We start from the raw sequence: 16311 nt of genomic DNA, 5'->3' as shown, positions 1-16311 counted from the left end.
CATGATCGGTGCCTGAACCACCGTCTTCGCGAGCAAGCTCGCTCCCACATGGGATGTCACGCCCCAAAAAAGGGTTACGCGTCAGATCTTCTCGCTTTGTACTTGCACGTACAGCGCACGCCCGGCACCCAGGCCAGCAATGATCGCACCCGCGCCAATGATGCCGAAGATCCAGCCCACGGCATTCCAGCCGCCGGTCCAGTCATGCACCACGCCGACCGCGAATGGTCCCATCGACGCCAGGGTGTAGCCGAAGCCCTGGGACATGCTCGACAGGTTCGCCGCGACGTGCGAATCCCGTGAGCGCAGCACGATCAGGGTCAGCGCCAGGCTGAACGTACCGCCCTGCCCCAGCCCCAGCAGAATTGCCCAGCCCCACAGCCCTTCAATCGGCGCATACAGGCAACCGAACAGACCACCGAGGGTCAGCGCCATCACCAGCACGATCGCCAGACGCTGATCCTTGCCCCGGGTCGCCAGCCACGGTGCAGCCAGCGAACTGGCGAGCTGGATGATCACCGAGCCGGACAGCACCAGCCCGGCCTGAGTCGGAGTCAGGCCGCGGCCGATCAGGATCGACGGCAACCAGCCGAACACGATGTACGCCAGCGACGATTGCAGGCCCATGTACAAGGTCACTTGCCAGGCCAGCGGATCGCGCAGCAGCCCACGCACCCGATAGGCGACGTTGTGCGCGCCGTGTTTCTGCCCGACTTGCGGCAACCAGAAGACCGCCGCCACCAACGCAGGGATTACCCAGAAGCCCAGGCCCAGCGCCCAGCTGTGGTCGAAGTGCTCGCTCAACGGCACAGTCGAACCCGCCGCCATCGCCGCGCCCAGGCACAGGGCCATGGTGTACACGCCGGTCATGGTTCCGGCGTGTTTGGCGAAGTCGCGTTTGACGATGCCCGGCAGCAGCACACCGATGATGCCAATGCTCGCACCGCCAAGCACGCTACCTGCAAACAGCCCGATCTCACCGAAGTTGCTGCGCACAATGATCCCCGCGGCCAGGGTCAGCAGAATCCCCAACACCACCCGCTCGGCGCCGAAACGCCGTGCCAGAATCGGCGCCAGCGGCGCGAACAAGCCCAGGCACAGCACCGGCAGCGTGGTCAGCAAACCGGCCTGAGCCGCAGACAAGCCGAGGCTTTTCGACACTTCGCTGAGCAGCGGCGCCATGCTCGACAGCGCCGGGCGCAGGTTCAGTGCGACCAGAATCAGCCCCAGCAGCAACAGCCACGGCCGGCGCACCAGCGGATGGCTTTGCTGCACTTGCTCGTCGTCGGCCTCGGCGTCGATCAGCAATTCTTCAAGCTCGGCAGTTCTTTTGGGGATGGACAGGTTTTTTTCGCTTTCAAGGTTCATTGATCAACTGCCTCGATATGGCTTTGGCCCGTTCCGGGTCGCGTTGTTCGACGGCATCGAGCAACTCGATGTGCAGGTCGAACACTTCCTGACGGCGCGGGACGATGTTCAGCGTCTGGCGCAATTGCGCGCCGACGATGCTGGAGAAATAGCGATACAACTCGCTGAGGGTCGGGTTGTGCGCGGCGTCCACCAGACGGCGGTGGAACACCAGATCGCAGGAAATGTAAGTGTCGAGATCGCCGTGGTAATGGCTGCCGCTGGTGCCGAGCGCTTCGCGCAGGGCGAGCAGGTCTTCATCGGTGCGACGCAGCGCGGCCAGGCCGATCGCTTCCACTTCAAGGATGTGCCGGGTCTCACGCGCCTGCTCCAGCGAGCAACGGGACAACGCCTTGAGCGTGTCCATCGGATCGACCACCGCCCGCAGGTAACTGCCATCGCCCTGACGGATTTCGATCAACCCGGAAAACGCCAGCACGCGCATGGCTTCGCGCACGGTGTTGCGACTGATGCCCAGTTCGGCGCACAGCTCAGGCTCCGTCGGCAGCCGTTCGCCGACCTGCCACACGCCATCGGTGATGCGCTGGCGCAGTTGATCCAGAGCCTGATCGACCAGGGATCGCTTGATCAAAGGTGAGATGTCTGTCATTAAATTCGCCCTTTCATCCAATCATAGGATGAATTTTCTGACATCTTAGTCAGCTGGCCGGGTTCATACAACCCCGTGTAGGAGCTGCCGCAGGCTGCGATCTTTTGATCTTGTGTTTAACGATCAACGTCAAAAGATCGCAGCCTGCGGCAGCTCCTACAGGGGAAAAATGAAAATCGCAGGCAAAAGAAAACCCGGCACTGGGCCGGGTTTGTCTGGTGCATCAACCTGGAATCAATGCAGGATCTGGCTCAGGAACAGCTTGGTACGGTCATTCTGCGGATTGTCGAAGAAGTCATTCGGTGCCGCCTGCTCGACGATCTCGCCCTTGTCCATGAAGATCACCCGGTTGGCCACGGTGCGGGCGAAGCCCATTTCGTGGGTCACGCAGAGCATGGTCATGCCGTCTTCGGCGAGGCCGATCATGGTGTCCAGTACCTCTTTGACCATCTCCGGGTCGAGGGCCGAGGTCGGTTCGTCGAACAGCATGATTTTCGGTTTCATGCACAGCGCGCGAGCAATCGCCACGCGCTGTTGCTGACCGCCGGACAGTTGCCCGGGGAATTTATGCGCCTGCTCCGGAATGCGTACGCGCTCCAGGTAATGCATGGCGATTTCCTCGGCCTTGCGCTTGGGCATCTTGCGCACCCACATCGGCGCCAGCGTGCAGTTCTGCAGGATGGTCAGGTGCGGGAACAGGTTGAAGTGCTGGAACACCATGCCGACTTCGCGGCGAATCGCTTCGATCTGCTTGAGGTCGTTGGTCAGCTCCACGCCGTCGACAACGATGCGACCCTGCTGGTGTTCTTCCAGACGATTGAGGCAGCGGATGGTGGTCGACTTGCCGGAACCCGACGGACCGCACAGGACGATGCGCTCGCCCTGCTTGACGTTGAGGTTGATGTCTTTCAGCACGTGGAACTGGCCGTACCACTTGTTCACGCCCTGCATCTGGATAATGCCTTCAGGGCCGACAGGCTTTTTGATTGCTTCGCTCATTTACAGAGAACTCCTAACGCTTGTGGCCAGTGTCGAGCTTGCGTTCCAGATGCATGGAATAGCGCGACATACCAAAACAGAAAATCCAGAACACCAGAGCGGCGAACACGTAGCCTTCGGTGGCCATGCCCAGCCATTTCGGGTCGGCAGCGGCTTGCTTGACGCTGTTGAGCAGGTCGAACAGGCCGATGATGATCACCAGGCTGGTGTCCTTGAACAGCGCAATGAAGGTGTTGACGATGCCGGGGATTACCAGCTTCAAGGCCTGCGGCAGAATCACCAGGCCCATCGCGCGCCAGTAACCGAGACCCATCGCCGCAGCCGCTTCGTACTGACCTTTGGGGATCGCTTGCAGACCGCCGCGCACCACTTCGGCGACGTAGGCCGACTGGAACAGGATCACCCCGATCAACGCCCGCAGCAGCTTGTCGAAGTTCATGCCTTCGGGCAGGAACAGCGGCAGCATCACCGAGGACATGAACAGCACGGTGATCAGCGGCACGCCACGCCAGAACTCGATGAACGTCACGCACACCACGCGAATCGCCGGCATGTTCGAACGTCGGCCCAGCGCCAGAATGATCCCCAGCGGCAAGGCGCCGGCGATACCGACCGTGGCGATGACCAGCGTCAGCATCAGCCCGCCCCACTGGCTGGTCGCCACGGTGTCGAGGCCGAACACGCCACCGTGCAGCAGGCACCAGGCGACAATCGGGTAAATCACCAGAAAGCTCAGGCCGTACACCGCTTTGCGCGGGAAGCGCGAGATGAACAGGGGTGCCACGCCAAGCACTGCCAGCCACACGGTGAGGTCAACGCGCCAGCGCAGTTCCACCGGGTAGTAGCCGTACATGAACTGGCCGAAACGCTGCTGAATGAACACCCAGCAGGCGCCGTCCTTGGTGCAGTCGGCGCGGGTGGTGCCGACCCAGTTGGCATCGAGGATCGCCCAACTGAGGATCGGCGGCACGACGAGATAAATCAGGTAGAACGCAAACAGGGTCAGCAGGGTGTTGAGCCAGCTGGAGAACATGTTCGCGCGTATCCACGCCATCGGGCCGAAGACCTTGGCCGGCGGTGGCATGTCGGGTTTGAAAGTATGGGTTGTCATGCGCGTTTCCTCACCGCTCGATCAGCGCAATGCGCTTGTTGTACCAGTTCATCAGCAGGGAAATGCTGATACTGATCGCCAGGTACACGCTCATGGTGATGGCAATGACTTCGATCGCCTGACCGGTCTGGTTGAGCACGGTGCCGGCGAACAGCGAAACCATTTCCGGATAACCGATACCGGCGGCCAGCGACGAGTTCTTCGCCAGGTTCAGGTATTGGCTGGTCAGTGGCGGAATGATCACCCGCAGGGCTTGTGGAATGATCACCTTGCGCAGGGTCGGGCCGTTGCGCAGGCCGAGCGAACGCGCCGCTTCGGTCTGGCCATGGCTGACCGACTTGATTCCCGAACGGACGATTTCCGCAATGAACGCGGCGGTGTACACGGTCAGCGCGAGGGTCAGCGCCAGCAGTTCCGGGATCAGCACCCAGCCGCCGACGAAGTTGAAGCCCTTGAGCTGCGGCAGTTCCCAATGCAGCGGAGCGCCGAAGATCAGCGCGCACAGGGTCGGGATCACCAGCAGGATCGCCAGGCCAGTCCAGAACTTGTGAAACGGTACGCCGGTGTCTTCGAAACGCTTGTTGGCCCAGCGGCACATCAGCACGATGGCGACGATGGCCAGCACCACACTGATGACGAACGCCCAGAAACCGTCAGCCATTTGCGCGGCCGGCATGTTCAGGCCCCGGCTGCTGACAAAGAAGGTGTCGCCGAAGTTGTGGCTGTTGCGCGGTCCCGGCATGGTCAGGAACACCGCGAAGTACCAGAACAGGATCTGCAGCAGCGGCGGAATGTTGCGGAACACTTCCACATACACGGTCGCCAGTTTGCTGATGATCCAGTTCGGCGACAGCCGCGCCACACCGATGATGAAGCCCAGCAGAGTCGCCAGGATCACGCCGATGAAGGTCACCAACAGGGTGTTGAGCAGGCCGATCACGAACACCCGAGCGTAGCTGTCCGCTTCGGTGTAGGAGATCAGGTGCTGAGCGATGCCGAACCCGGCACTGCGCTCCAGAAAGCTGAAACCGGAGGTGATGCCCCGGTGTTGCAGGTTGGTCTGGGTGTTGTCGAACAGATACCAGCCCATGGCGACCACCGCCACGACGGTGATGATCTGAAACAGCCACGCACGCACTCGCGGATCGCTGAGGCTGAGCCTCTGCTTTGGTGCGCCGATTGAATTTTGCATGAAGTGCCCCGGAAGAAATGGAACAGAACATCACCCGGCGGTTGGCCCGCCGGGTGATAGAACCATTAGCGCACTGGTGGTGCGTACTGAATGCCGCCGTTGGTCCACAGCGCGTTCAGGCCACGGTCGATTTCCAGCGGAGTGCTCTTGCCGAGGTTTTTCTCGAAGATTTCACCGTAGTTACCGACCTGCGAAACGATCTTCACAACCCAGTCCTTCGGCAGTTTCAGGTCCTTGCCGTATTCACCGTCAGCACCCAGCAGACGAGCGACGTCCGGGTTCTTGGTGGACTTGGCTTCTTCCAGCACGTTTTTCGAGGTCACGCCGGCTTCTTCAGTGTTCAGCAGCGCGTAACCCACCCAGCGCACGATCGCCAGCCACTCGTCGTCGCCATTACGCACGACCGGGCCCAGCGGTTCTTTGGAGATGGTTTCCGGCAGCACCACGTAGTCTTTTGGCGAGGCCAATTTGCTGCGCTGTGCGTACAGCTGCGACTTGTCGGAGGTCAGCACGTCGCAACGACCGGATTCCAGCGACTTGGCGCTTTCATCGGAGGTGTCGAAAGTAATCGGGGTGTACTTCAGGCCGTTGGCGCGGAAGTAGTCGGACACGTTCAGCTCGGTGGTAGTACCTGCCTGGATGCAGATGGTTGCACCGTCCAGTTCCTTGGCACTTTTCACGCCGAGCTTGTTGTTGGCCAGGAAGCCCACGCCGTCGTAGTAAGTGATGAAGCCCGGGAATTTCAGACCCATGCCGGCGTCACGCGAGCTGGTCATGGTGGTGTTGCGCGAGAGCAGGTCGATTTCGCCGGACTGCAGCGCGGTGAAGCGCTCCTTGGCGTTCAACTGGCTGAACTTGACCTTGTTGGCGTCGCCGAATACGGCAGCGGCCACAGCGCGGCAGACGTCAGCGTCGATCCCGAGGATCTTGCCCGAAGCGTCCGGCACCGAGAAACCTGGCAGACCGTCGCTCACGCCGCATTGCACGAAACCTTTCTTCTGCACGGCATCCAGGGTTGCACCCGCCTGAGCGAACCCGCTGACGCCGAGTACTGCTGCTGCAGTCACGACCGCCAGAGTGGATTTCAACATCTTCATTCAAACCTCCAGTTTTGCTCTTGTTGTGTCGGAGCTTGAGTCCAGTCGCACCCTTTTGAGGCGTTGTTGACCCGTGTTGGCTTTTTTTGGGGTCAACCGACGTAAGACCTTCGCTATGAGTCTAGTAGGAGAAAATCCACATCATGGACAACTCACTTCTCACCAATCGGCCGAACGGGCTGTAGCCCTTTCACGTTCGCTTTGCCCGTAGCGGCCATTGGCGAACATCCATCACCGGATTCTTTGCAATCCCATCGCACGACGTACACTGATAGTGTTACCGCCGCACGCGAGATCGGTTGCACGCTGAGAGCCATAGCAAAGCCCGTACCACACCGCTTGCTGAAGCGATTGCGCGACAGGTCAATAGCAAAACTTGTAGCCTTGCGACATCTTGTTAACGGATCGACCGGGCGCGCACGCAAATCACGCACTTATTGAGAGCGCCCGCACATTTTTGGAGCAGCCATGACCGAGCCCCTGATTCTTGAACCCGTAAAGCCTGCAGACGCCTGCGTTATCTGGCTGCACGGCCTCGGCGCTGACCGCTATGACTTTTTGCCGGTGGCCGAAGCGCTGCAGGAAAGCCTGCTGACGACACGCTTTGTCTTGCCGCAGGCGCCGACCCTGCCCGTCACCATCAATGGCGGTTATGCGATGCCGAGTTGGTACGACATCAAGGCCATGAGCCCGGCACGGTCGATTGACCGTGAGCAGTTGGAAGCATCGGCGGATCGCATCATTGAATTGATCGAAAAGGAGCGCGCCAGCGGAATAGACGCTTCGCGGATTTTTCTCGCCGGGTTTTCCCAGGGCGGCGCCGTTGTTCTGCACACCGCTTATATAAAGTGGCAAGGTCCGCTGGGTGGCGTACTTGCCCTGTCCACCTACGCCCCGACCTTCACTGACGAGATGGAGCTTTCAGCCAGTCAGCAGCGCATTCCAGCGCTGTGCCTGCACGGCCAGTTCGATGGCGTGGTGCAGAACTCCATGGGCCGCAGTGCTTACGAGCATCTGGTGAAGCATGGTGTCACCGTGACATGGCAGGAATACCCAATGGAGCACGAAGTGTTACCCGAAGAAATTCGCGACATCGGCGTCTGGCTGGGCGAACGCCTGCGTTGAATCTGAACGTTTAAAAACCCTTTGATCCGTCCCACTACGCCGCGCCCGTTTCTTGCATTACACTGGCCGGCGTACATTCCTTAACCAATTGATGAGATGACCGTGCTCGAAGCACTCAAGAAAATGTTCGGTAAAAGCGAGGCTGAGCAGCTCGCGCCAGTCCCCAGTGCGCCGTCGCACGCCCCCGGCCCTCGCAGCGATGCACCCAAGGCTGAACGTCCGGCTCCGGTAGCGACACCCCAGCCCGAGCCGAAACCCGCCAGCGCCACCGAACCGGTCCGCGCCGAAGCGCCGAAACCACCCCGGCCGCGCCGCGAACCGAAGCCCAAGGCACCGGTCATCCCCTGGAAACTCGAAGACTTCGTCGTCGAGCCACAGGAAGGCAAAACCCGCTTCCACGATTTCAAACTCGCTCCGGAACTGATGCACGCCATCCAGGATCTGGGTTTCCCGTACTGCACGCCGATCCAGGCGCAGGTGCTGGGTTTCACCCTCGCCGGCAAAGACGCCATCGGTCGCGCGCAGACCGGCACCGGCAAGACCGCCGCGTTCCTGATCTCGATCATCACCCAGTTGCTGCAGACGCCGCCGCCGAAAGAGCGCTACATGGGCGAACCCCGTGCGCTGATCATCGCGCCGACCCGTGAGCTGGTGGTGCAGATCGCCAAGGATGCGGCCGACCTGACCAAGTACACCGGCCTCAACGTGATGACGTTCGTCGGCGGCATGGACTTCGACAAGCAGCTCAAGCACCTCGAAGCGCGCCACTGCGACATCCTCGTCGCCACCCCGGGCCGTCTGCTCGACTTCAACCAGCGCGGCGACGTGCACCTGGACATGGTCGAAGTGATGGTGCTGGACGAAGCCGACCGCATGCTCGACATGGGCTTCATCCCGCAAGTGCGGCAGATCATTCGCCAGACCCCGCCGAAGTCCGAGCGTCAGACCCTGCTGTTCTCCGCGACCTTCACCGAAGACGTGATGAACCTGGCCAAGCAATGGACCACCGATCCGGCAATCGTCGAAATCGAAGTCACCAACGTGGCCAACGAAAACGTCGAGCAGCACATCTATGCGGTGGCCGGTGCGGACAAGTACAAGTTGCTGTTCAACCTGGTCAACGACAACGGCTGGGAACGCGTGATCGTATTCGCCAACCGCAAGGACGAAGTGCGTCGCATCGAGGAGCGCCTGGTGCGCGATGGCATCAACGCCGCGCAACTGTCCGGCGACGTGCCGCAGCACAAGCGCATCAAGACCCTCGAAGGCTTCCGTGAAGGCAAGATTCGCGTACTGGTGGCCACCGATGTCGCCGGTCGCGGCATCCACATCGACGGTATCAGTCATGTGATCAACTTCACCCTGCCGGAAGTCCCGGACGACTACGTGCACCGCATCGGCCGTACCGGTCGCGCGGGCGCTGATGGCGTATCCATCAGCTTCGCCGGTGAAGACGACTCCTACCAGTTGCCGTCGATCGAAGAGAAGCTCGGTCGCAAGATCAGCTGTGAAACACCGCCGACTCACTTGTTGCGTGCAGTGGAACGCAAGCGTCCGCAGCCGCAATAAGCGATCTGTGACGAAAAAAGCGCAGCCGGCGACGGACTGCGCTTTTTTTTGCCCGGCGTTTCAGCAGGTGCTTGCGATAGAAAACTAAAAGTCCATAATAGACAAATTAGTTTATTTCCAGATGGTGGAGCCTGACATGTCCAGTACACCCTGCGTGATCGACCAAACCCAGGCCCGCGAGCTGCTGGCGCGCATCGACGTGCCGCAGATCCTGCGCAAACTGTTCCGCGACCTCGCCGCCGGTCACGCCGTGCAACCGGCGCAGCAATTGGTTGAGTTTCCGCAGGGCGCCGGCGACTTCATCAACTATCTGGGGGTGTTGGCCGAGGATGGCGTGTACGGCGTGAAAACCTCGCCGTACATCGTCCGCGAGCAAGGGCCACTGGTCACGGCGTGGACGCTGTTGATGTCGATGAAAACCGGCCAGCCGTTGCTGCTGTGCGATGCCGGCGAACTGACCACCGCCCGTACCGCCGCGACCACTGCGGTGGCGGTCGATGCCCTCGCCCCGCTGAATGCCTCACGACTGGCGATCATCGGCAGCGGCAAGGTTGCCCAGGCGCATCTGCATTACGTGAAAGGTTTGCGTGACTGGCAGAGCATCAGCGTGTATTCGCCGAGCCTGTCTGAAGACGCTGAAACCCGTGCGCAACTGCAGGAGATATTCCCGGGGGTGCAGATCGCCGACAGCCGCGAAACCGCCGTGCACGATGCTGACGTGATCATGCTTTGCACCTCGTCCGCTAGCCCGGTGATCGATCCGGCGACCTTGAGCAAACCGGCGCTGATCACCTCGATCAGCACCAACGCGCCACGCGCCCATGAGGTGCCACCGCAAAGCCTGGGCGACATGCAGGTGTTCTGTGACTATCGTCTGACCACACCGGGTTCGGCGGGTGAGATGTTGATCGCGACCGAACAGCATGGCTGGGACAAGTCTGCGATTGTCGGTGACCTGGCCGACCTGCTCAGCGAGAAAGTGCCGCGCCCCGGTTACGACCGTCACGTGTTTTTCCGCTCGATCGGCCTGGGCCTGGAAGACATCGCGTTGGCCAATGCGGTTTATCACCTCACGCACTGACACCTCGATCCCCTGTAGGAGCTGACGAGTGAAACGAGGCTGCGATCTTTTGATGTTCAAAAGACAAGATCAAAAGATCGCAGCCTCGTTTCACTCGTCAGCTCCTACCGGGAACCTTAATGACTCAGGAGACTTTCATGAGCCAGGCAGACTTCATCATCATCGGCGGCGGGATTGCCGGTGCTTCCACCGGTTTCTGGCTGTCGCCCCACGCCAAAGTGATTGTGCTGGAGCGTGAGTCGCACCCGGCCTATCACTCCACCGGTCGCTCGGCGGCGTTGTACACCGCAGCCTACGGCACGCCGCAGGTGCGCGCGCTGACCCTGGCCAGCCGCGAGTTTTTCGATAACCCGCCGAGTGGCTTCTGCGAGCATCCGCTGCTCACACCGCGCGGCGAAATGACCGTGGATTTCACCGGTGATGCCGCCGAACTGAACAACCAGTACCTCAGCGCCAAGGCCACGGTGCCGGAGATGCAGTTGCTCAGCGCCGATGAAGCCTGCGCCCGTCTGCCGATTCTGCGTCGGGAAAAAGTCCACGGCGCGATCTACGACCCGACCGCCAGCGACATTGACACCGACGCCCTGCACCAGGGTTACCTGCGCGGTATCCGCCGCAACAATGGCGAAGTGCACACCGACTGCGAGGTGCTGGGTCTGACGCGCGACGCCGCTGGCCTCTGGCAGGTGCAAACCAACGGCCAGACCTTCAGCGCTTCGGTCATCATCAACGCCGCCGGTGCCTGGGCCGACCAGATCGGTGCACTGGCCGGCGCACCAGCGTTGGGCCTGCAACCCAAGCGCCGCGCGGCGTTCATTTTCGCCGGCCCCGAGGGCGTGGACATTCATCACTGGCCGATGCTGGTCAGCCTCGACGAATCGTTCTACATGAAGCCCGACGCCGGCATGTTCCTCGGCTCGCCGGCCAACGCCGACCCGGTCGAACCCCACGACGTGCAGCCGGAGGAACTGGACATCGCCATGGGCATCTACCAGATCGAAGAAGCCACGACCCTGACCATCCGCCGCCCGACCCGCACCTGGGCCGGACTGCGCAGCTTCGTCGCCGACGGTGATCTGCTCAGCGGTTTCGATCCGCAGGTGCCGGGGCTGTTCTGGGTCGCAGCGCAGGGCGGTTACGGCATTCAGACCTCACCGGCCATGGGCCAGGCCAGTGCGGCGTTGGTACGCGGTGAGCCGTTGCCTGAGTCGTTGCAGCAGTTCGGTCTGAGCAGCGCCATGCTCTCTCTTTCACGACTGCGCTGATGCCCCCTGCGGATGACGCGCCCAACGGATTGCGGCACACTCGCAGCGCCCCCGTGCACGGGGGCGCTGACGCCGCCTGGAGCTCCACAATCATGACCGCCCCCGAATTCGATCCGGCACTGGATAACTTCCGTGCCATCGCCGACGCCATCGCCACGCTGTTCTTTCCGCACGCCGAAGTGGTGCTGCACGACCTGCGCACACAGAAGGTCGACTACATCGCCAACAACCTGTCCAAGCGCGAGATCGGCGACGATTCATCGCTTGAAGACATGCTCAGCGAGGACGTCAGCGAGCGGAACATCGGGCCTTATGAAAAATTGAATTGGGACGGCCAGAAAATCCGCAGCCTGAGCACCGTGCTGCGCGACAGCGAAGAGCGGCCGCTGGCAGTTCTGTGCATCAACCTGAATATTTCGCTGTTCGAGAATGCCAAGGCCGCGCTCGACCTGTTCCTGTCGCCGAGCAAGCTGATCCCGCAGCCGGATTCACTGTTTCGCGATGACTGGCAGGAACGCATCAACACCTTCCTCCACGCCTGGCTGCGCGAGCGCCAGCTGAGCCTGAATCTGCTGACCCGCGATCACAAGCGCGAACTGGTGCTGGCGCTGCACGCCGAAGGCGCGTTCAAGGGCAAGAGCGCCTCGAACTATGTGGCCAATGTGCTGAACATGGGGCGGGCGACGGTGTACAAGCATTTGAAGGAATTGAAGGGCTGAAGATCTGCATTGGCGGTTCCGGCCCCATCGCTGGCAAGCCAGCTCCCACAGTTTTTTTGGTGTACACAAAATCTGTGCACGACTCGGTCACTGTGGGAGCTGGCTTGCCAGCGATAGCGGATTGTCAGTCGCCGTAGATGTCAGACTTGAAGTACTTCTGGGAAATCTTCTGATACTCGCCACTCGCCCGAATCCCGTCGATGGCCGTGTTCAACTCGCCGACCAGCTCGGTATTGCCCTTGCGCACCGCGATCCCCGCTCCCTCGCCCACGTACTTCGGATCCTTCAGCTCCGGCCCGACAAACGCATAGCCCTTGCCGCGTGGCATCGACAGGAAGTCGGTCAGCGGAATGGTGTCGGCAAAAATCGCATCGAGCCGCCCGGCCGCCAGGTCCATGTAGATTTCTTCGTTGTTGCCGTAGCGCTTGACGTTGATGCCCTTCGGTTCGAACACTTCGGTGGCATAACGGTCGGTGGTGGTCGCGCGCTGGACGCCGACGGTCTTGCCCTTGAGGCTCGCGTACTGGTCATCGACCGTGGCGCCTTCCTTCATCACCAGCCGCGACGAGGTGAAGTAGTACTTGTGGGTGAAATCCACCGACTTTTTGCGGTCTTCGTTGATGGTCATCGACGACAGCGCCATGTCGATTTTCTTCACTTTCAGCGAAGGGATCAGGCCATCGAACTCACCCTCGACCCACACACACTTGACCTTCATCTGCGCGCACAGGGCGTTGCCGATGTCGTAATCGAAACCGACGATCTCGCCCTTGTCGGTTTTCGAGGCGAACGGCGGATAAGCGGCCTCGATGCCGATGCGCAGGGTTTTCTCGGCGGCAAACGAGCTGGTGCACGCCAACAGGCTCAGGGCCAGACCGGTGATCAGGGGGAGTTTCTTCATGTTCGTTCTCTCGCGGGTTGTTGTTGGTTTGGCAAGACAGAAGAAAAGAGCTGAAATGGTTTTTTTGTACTTATAAATCCATATTGGACTGATGTGTACAAATCGTCAATTAGAGGAAAGAGAGGTTGTGGTGTTGCAGATGGCCTCATCGCTGGCAAGCCAGCTCCCACACGGTTCAGTGGTGTACATAAAATATGTGCACGACACAAAACACTGTGGGAGCTGGCTTGCCAGCGATGGCTGACTAAAGGGCGATGCAGAGATTACTTCTTCCAGCGATCCGCAGCAGCATGATCACTGTCACGCCCTTCGACCCAACGCGGGCCGTCGCTGGTGTTCTCTTTCTTCCAGAACGGGGCGCGGGTTTTCAGGTAGTCCATGACGAAGGCGCAGGCGTCGAATGCCGCCTGGCGATGGGCGCTGGCCGCGCCGACAAACACAATCGGTTCACCCGGCTCCAGCGCGCCGATGCGGTGCAGCACTTCGAGCTTCAGCAACGGCCAGCGCTGTTCGGCTTCGACGGCGATCTTGCCCAAGGCTTTTTCGGTCATGCCCGGATAATGTTCGAGGAACATCCCGGCCACATCCAGCCCGTCATTGAAGTCGCGCACGTAGCCGACAAAGCTCACCACCGCGCCGACACCGACATTCGCCGCGTGCATCGCGTTGACCTCAGCGCCGGGATCGAACGCCGTGGACTGCACCCGAATCGCCATGCTTCAGCCTCCGGTCACAGTGGGAAAAAACGCCACTTCGTCGCCATCGCTCACCGGCTCGTCGAGCTGGCACAGGTCTTCGTTGCGCGCGCACATCAGGTTCTGTTCGCTGAGCACCTCGGCGCCATCACGTTGCGCGAGCAGCGCACGCACAGCGTCGACCGTGGCGAAATCGCCTTCGACCTCGACCGCGTCCACGCCCAGCGCTTCACGATAACGGGCAAAGAATTTAACCGTCAGCTTCATGGCTGCTCCGCCTGAAAATGCCCGCTCTTGCCGCCGACCTTCTCCAGCAGTTTCACGCTTTCGATGGTCATGCCGCGATCGACGGCTTTGCACATGTCGTAGAGGGTCAGGGCGGCAACACTGGCGGCGGTCAGCGCCTCCATCTCCACGCCGGTCTGCCCGGACAGTTTGCAGCGGGCGACGATGCGCACGCTGTCGGCGCCCTCAGCGCTGAGTTCGACCTTGACCCCGGTCAGCATCAGCGGATGGCACAGCGGAATCAGATCACTGGTTTTCTTCGCCGCCTGAATGCCGGCAATGCGCGCCACGGCAAACACGTCGCCCTTGGGATGGCCGCCGCTGACGATCATCTGCAGGGTTTCGGGGAGCATGCGCACCAGCGCCTGGGCCGTCGCCTCACGGAACGTCACGGCTTTTTCGGTGACGTCGACCATGTTGGCGCGACCTTGTGAATCGAGATGAGTCAGCACGGGATTACTCCTGATCAGGAGCGTGGATTGTAAACCTTCGGGTCAAATTTCCGCACGCACGAATTCTTCGTGTAGGAGCTGCCGCAGGCTGCGATCTTTTGATCTTGTTTTTAACAATCAAAGTCAAAAGATCGCAGCCTGCGGCAGCTCCTACAGTGGATCGGTGGTGTTCATCAGGCTGGCATCAATCAAGGGATTTGTGGTTCAGGCATAAAAAACCGGGCGGCTTTTGGGCCGCCCGGTTTTGTGGGAAGGGTTACAGATGCGATTCGGCGTATTCGGCCAGAATCGAGCGTGGCACCCCTTGCAGGGTGATGTGCACACCGTTGGGGAAATCCTTGAAGCGTTCGGTCAGGTAGGTCAGCCCGGAGCTGGTCGCGGACAGGTAAGGGGTGTCGATTTGCGCCAGGTTGCCCAGGCACACCACTTTGGAACCGGCGCCGGCCCGGGTGATGATGGTTTTCATCTGGTGCGGCGTGAGGTTCTGGCATTCGTCGATCAGGATCAGGCTCTGCTGGAAGCTGCGACCGCGAATGTAGTTGAGCGATTTGAACTGCAACGGCACTTTGCTGAGGATGTAGTCGACGCTGCCATGGGTGTTTTCGTCATCCATGTGCAAGGCTTCGAGGTTGTCGGTGATGGCGCCCAGCCAAGGCTCCATTTTTTCCGCTTCGGTGCCGGGCAGGAAGCCGATTTCCTGATCCAGGCCCTGCACGCTGCGGGTCGCGATGATCCGGCGATAGCGTTTGCTGACCATGGTCTGCTCAATCGCTGCGGCCAGCGCCAGAATGGTTTTACCGGAACCCGCTGCACCCGAAAGGTTGACCAGGTGAATGTCCGGATCCAGCAAGGCGTACAGCGCCAGACTCTGGTAGATGTCCCGTGGTTTGAGACCCCAGGCTTCCTGATGCAACAGCGGTTCCTGATGCAAATCGAGGATCAGCAGCCTGTCTTCCTGAATTTCCTTGATCCAGCCGACAAAGCCTTGTTCGTCAATGATGAACTCGTTGATGTGCACCGCCGGCAGGTTGTCGATCAACTGCACCTGATGCCAGGTGCGGCCGTGATCCTGACGGGTTTCGACTTTGCTGACGCGGTCCCAGAAGGAGCCGGTCATGTTGTGGTAGCCGTTGGGCAGCAGGGACACGTCATCGACCAACTGGTCGGTGCTGTAGTCCTCGGCATCGATGCCGCAGGCGCGCGCCTTCAGGCGCATGTTGATGTCTTTGGTGACCAGCACCACGGCCTTCTTCGGATCACGGGTGTGCAGATCGATCAACTGGTTGATGATTTTGTTGTCGTTCAGATGCTCGGGCAGAATCAGGTTCGACTCGGCCTGTTTGCTCATCAGAATTGACAGCAAGCCCTTTGGCCCGCCCTTGCCGCGCTGGATCGGCACACCCAGCTCGACGTCCTCGGGGGAGGCATCGCCCAGGGTCTTGTCGATCAGCCGGATGGCCTGACGGCATTCGGCAGCAACGCTGTGATGGCCGCTCTTGAGCTTGTCCAGCTCTTCAAGCACGGTCATCGGGATCGCGACGTGGTGTTCTTCGAAATTCAGCAGGGCATTTGGATCGTGAATCAATACGTTGGTATCGAGTACATAAAGGATTGGCTGGTTGGAAGAAGGGCTACGTCCGTGATCATCCATACTCGGTCACCTTTGTGGGAGCCATTCGACGCAATACCTGGGCGGTGCTGCGCCTCGAAGTGACTGCCGAATTCATCCACGAGGGCCTGGATGAACTGCACACAAAAGGAGTCTTGGAAGACGCCACCTGTGTTGCAGGTTTCGGCGGTCTG

The 16311-nt window shown here is 60.5% G+C and carries 16 protein-coding genes; 5 read left to right on the top strand and 11 right to left on the bottom strand.

Going from position 1 to position 16311, the window contains the following annotated elements; translation table 11 throughout:
• Positions 1-81 precede the first annotated feature (81 nt).
• The 6 genes from ABV589_RS20065 to ABV589_RS20040 all read right to left on the bottom strand — a co-directional run bounded on the left by ABV589_RS20065 (position 82) and on the right by ABV589_RS20040 (position 6416).
• On the bottom strand, positions 82-1368 hold the full coding sequence (locus tag ABV589_RS20065; protein WP_007965178.1) for a CynX/NimT family MFS transporter: 1287 nt from the start codon (positions 1366-1368) through the stop codon (positions 82-84).
• Complete coding sequence (locus ABV589_RS20060) at positions 1358-2017, bottom strand: FadR/GntR family transcriptional regulator (protein ID WP_367083222.1); 660 nt, start codon at positions 2015-2017, stop codon at positions 1358-1360. Before ABV589_RS20060 ends, ABV589_RS20065 begins: the two co-directional genes overlap by 11 nt.
• 234 nt (positions 2018-2251) lie before the next feature.
• Complete coding sequence (locus ABV589_RS20055; protein WP_003221897.1) at positions 2252-3016, bottom strand: amino acid ABC transporter ATP-binding protein; 765 nt, start codon at positions 3014-3016, stop codon at positions 2252-2254.
• Between the two features lie 13 nt (positions 3017-3029).
• The gene (locus ABV589_RS20050) at positions 3030-4127 is read right to left on the bottom strand and encodes an amino acid ABC transporter permease (RefSeq protein WP_095667440.1); all 1098 of its coding nucleotides are present in this window, start codon (positions 4125-4127) and stop codon (positions 3030-3032) included.
• A 10-nt stretch (positions 4128-4137) separates the two neighbouring features.
• On the bottom strand, positions 4138-5319 hold the full coding sequence (locus ABV589_RS20045) for an amino acid ABC transporter permease (RefSeq protein ID WP_367083221.1): 1182 nt from the start codon (positions 5317-5319) through the stop codon (positions 4138-4140).
• A gap of 65 nt (positions 5320-5384) precedes the next feature.
• Positions 5385-6416, bottom strand: coding sequence for an amino acid ABC transporter substrate-binding protein (locus tag ABV589_RS20040; protein WP_007965188.1), 1032 nt, complete (start codon positions 6414-6416; stop codon positions 5385-5387).
• 468 nt (positions 6417-6884) lie between these two features.
• Here ABV589_RS20040 and ABV589_RS20035 point away from each other — a divergent pair, with 468 nt between their 5' ends.
• From ABV589_RS20035 to ABV589_RS20015, 5 genes are all read left to right on the top strand, one after another.
• A complete protein-coding gene (locus ABV589_RS20035; protein WP_367083219.1) occupies positions 6885-7541 on the top strand; it encodes an alpha/beta fold hydrolase in 657 nt (218 codons plus the stop codon).
• Between the two features lie 96 nt (positions 7542-7637).
• Positions 7638-9110, top strand: a complete 1473-nt coding sequence (gene rhlB / locus ABV589_RS20030) for an ATP-dependent RNA helicase RhlB (protein ID WP_367083217.1) — start codon at positions 7638-7640, stop codon at positions 9108-9110.
• 136 nt (positions 9111-9246) lie between these two features.
• Positions 9247-10191: an ornithine cyclodeaminase family protein gene (locus ABV589_RS20025; RefSeq protein WP_367083216.1), complete on the top strand. Its 945-nt coding sequence runs from the start codon at positions 9247-9249 to the stop codon at positions 10189-10191.
• A 137-nt stretch (positions 10192-10328) separates the two neighbouring features.
• Positions 10329-11456 carry an FAD-binding oxidoreductase gene (locus ABV589_RS20020; protein ID WP_367083214.1) on the top strand — a complete coding sequence of 376 codons (1128 nt, stop codon included), beginning with the start codon at positions 10329-10331 and terminating at the stop codon, positions 11454-11456.
• Between the two features lie 92 nt (positions 11457-11548).
• Positions 11549-12175, top strand: a complete 627-nt coding sequence (locus tag ABV589_RS20015) for a transcriptional regulator (protein WP_108589922.1) — start codon at positions 11549-11551, stop codon at positions 12173-12175.
• A gap of 124 nt (positions 12176-12299) precedes the next feature.
• Here the strand turns inward: ABV589_RS20015 and ABV589_RS20010 are convergent, their stop codons facing one another.
• The 5 genes from ABV589_RS20010 to ABV589_RS19990 all read right to left on the bottom strand — a co-directional run bounded on the left by ABV589_RS20010 (position 12300) and on the right by ABV589_RS19990 (position 16159).
• Positions 12300-13076 (bottom strand): ABC transporter substrate-binding protein, encoded by a 777-nt coding sequence (locus tag ABV589_RS20010; protein ID WP_367083212.1) that lies wholly within the window; start codon positions 13074-13076, stop codon positions 12300-12302.
• A 263-nt stretch (positions 13077-13339) separates the two neighbouring features.
• On the bottom strand, positions 13340-13792 hold the full coding sequence (moaE, locus tag ABV589_RS20005) for a molybdopterin synthase catalytic subunit MoaE (RefSeq protein WP_007965204.1): 453 nt from the start codon (positions 13790-13792) through the stop codon (positions 13340-13342).
• A gap of 3 nt (positions 13793-13795) precedes the next feature.
• On the bottom strand, positions 13796-14038 hold the full coding sequence (gene moaD, locus ABV589_RS20000; protein WP_007965206.1) for a molybdopterin converting factor subunit 1: 243 nt from the start codon (positions 14036-14038) through the stop codon (positions 13796-13798).
• Positions 14035-14508, bottom strand: a complete 474-nt coding sequence (gene moaC / locus ABV589_RS19995) for a cyclic pyranopterin monophosphate synthase MoaC (protein WP_367083210.1) — start codon at positions 14506-14508, stop codon at positions 14035-14037. The genes moaD and moaC overlap by 4 nt, the downstream gene beginning before the upstream one ends.
• A gap of 256 nt (positions 14509-14764) precedes the next feature.
• Positions 14765-16159, bottom strand: a complete 1395-nt coding sequence (locus tag ABV589_RS19990; protein WP_007965210.1) for a PhoH family protein — start codon at positions 16157-16159, stop codon at positions 14765-14767.
• Positions 16160-16311: the final 152 nt, after the last annotated feature.

The sequence above is a fragment of the Pseudomonas sp. HOU2 genome, from assembly GCF_040729435.1.
Lineage (GTDB): Bacteria > Pseudomonadota > Gammaproteobacteria > Pseudomonadales > Pseudomonadaceae > Aquipseudomonas.
Note: the sequence above shows the minus strand (reverse complement) of the source record. Positions and strands in the feature narration are given on the sequence as shown.

Bases quoted from the DNA above. Each gene is read 5' to 3' on its own strand.
- ABV589_RS20020 (WP_367083214.1), top strand. From the start codon at position 10,329: ATGAGCCAGGCAGACTTCATCATCATCGGCGGCGGGATTGCCGGTGCT.
- ABV589_RS19990 (WP_007965210.1), bottom strand. From the start codon at position 16,159: ATGGATGATCACGGACGTAGCCCTTCTTCCAACCAGCCAATCCTTTAT.
- ABV589_RS20010 (WP_367083212.1), bottom strand. From the start codon at position 13,076: ATGAAGAAACTCCCCCTGATCACCGGTCTGGCCCTGAGCCTGTTGGCG.
- ABV589_RS20065 (WP_007965178.1), bottom strand. From the start codon at position 1,368: ATGAACCTTGAAAGCGAAAAAAACCTGTCCATCCCCAAAAGAACTGCC.
- ABV589_RS20040 (WP_007965188.1), bottom strand. From the start codon at position 6,416: ATGAAGATGTTGAAATCCACTCTGGCGGTCGTGACTGCAGCAGCAGTA.
- moaD (WP_007965206.1), bottom strand. From the start codon at position 14,038: ATGAAGCTGACGGTTAAATTCTTTGCCCGTTATCGTGAAGCGCTGGGC.
- ABV589_RS20060 (WP_367083222.1), bottom strand. From the start codon at position 2,017: ATGACAGACATCTCACCTTTGATCAAGCGATCCCTGGTCGATCAGGCT.
- ABV589_RS20050 (WP_095667440.1), bottom strand. From the start codon at position 4,127: ATGACAACCCATACTTTCAAACCCGACATGCCACCGCCGGCCAAGGTC.
- rhlB (WP_367083217.1), top strand. From the start codon at position 7,638: ATGACCGTGCTCGAAGCACTCAAGAAAATGTTCGGTAAAAGCGAGGCT.
- ABV589_RS20025 (WP_367083216.1), top strand. From the start codon at position 9,247: ATGTCCAGTACACCCTGCGTGATCGACCAAACCCAGGCCCGCGAGCTG.
- ABV589_RS20055 (WP_003221897.1), bottom strand. From the start codon at position 3,016: ATGAGCGAAGCAATCAAAAAGCCTGTCGGCCCTGAAGGCATTATCCAG.
- moaE (WP_007965204.1), bottom strand. From the start codon at position 13,792: ATGGCGATTCGGGTGCAGTCCACGGCGTTCGATCCCGGCGCTGAGGTC.
- ABV589_RS20015 (WP_108589922.1), top strand. From the start codon at position 11,549: ATGACCGCCCCCGAATTCGATCCGGCACTGGATAACTTCCGTGCCATC.
- ABV589_RS20045 (WP_367083221.1), bottom strand. From the start codon at position 5,319: ATGCAAAATTCAATCGGCGCACCAAAGCAGAGGCTCAGCCTCAGCGAT.
- ABV589_RS20035 (WP_367083219.1), top strand. From the start codon at position 6,885: ATGACCGAGCCCCTGATTCTTGAACCCGTAAAGCCTGCAGACGCCTGC.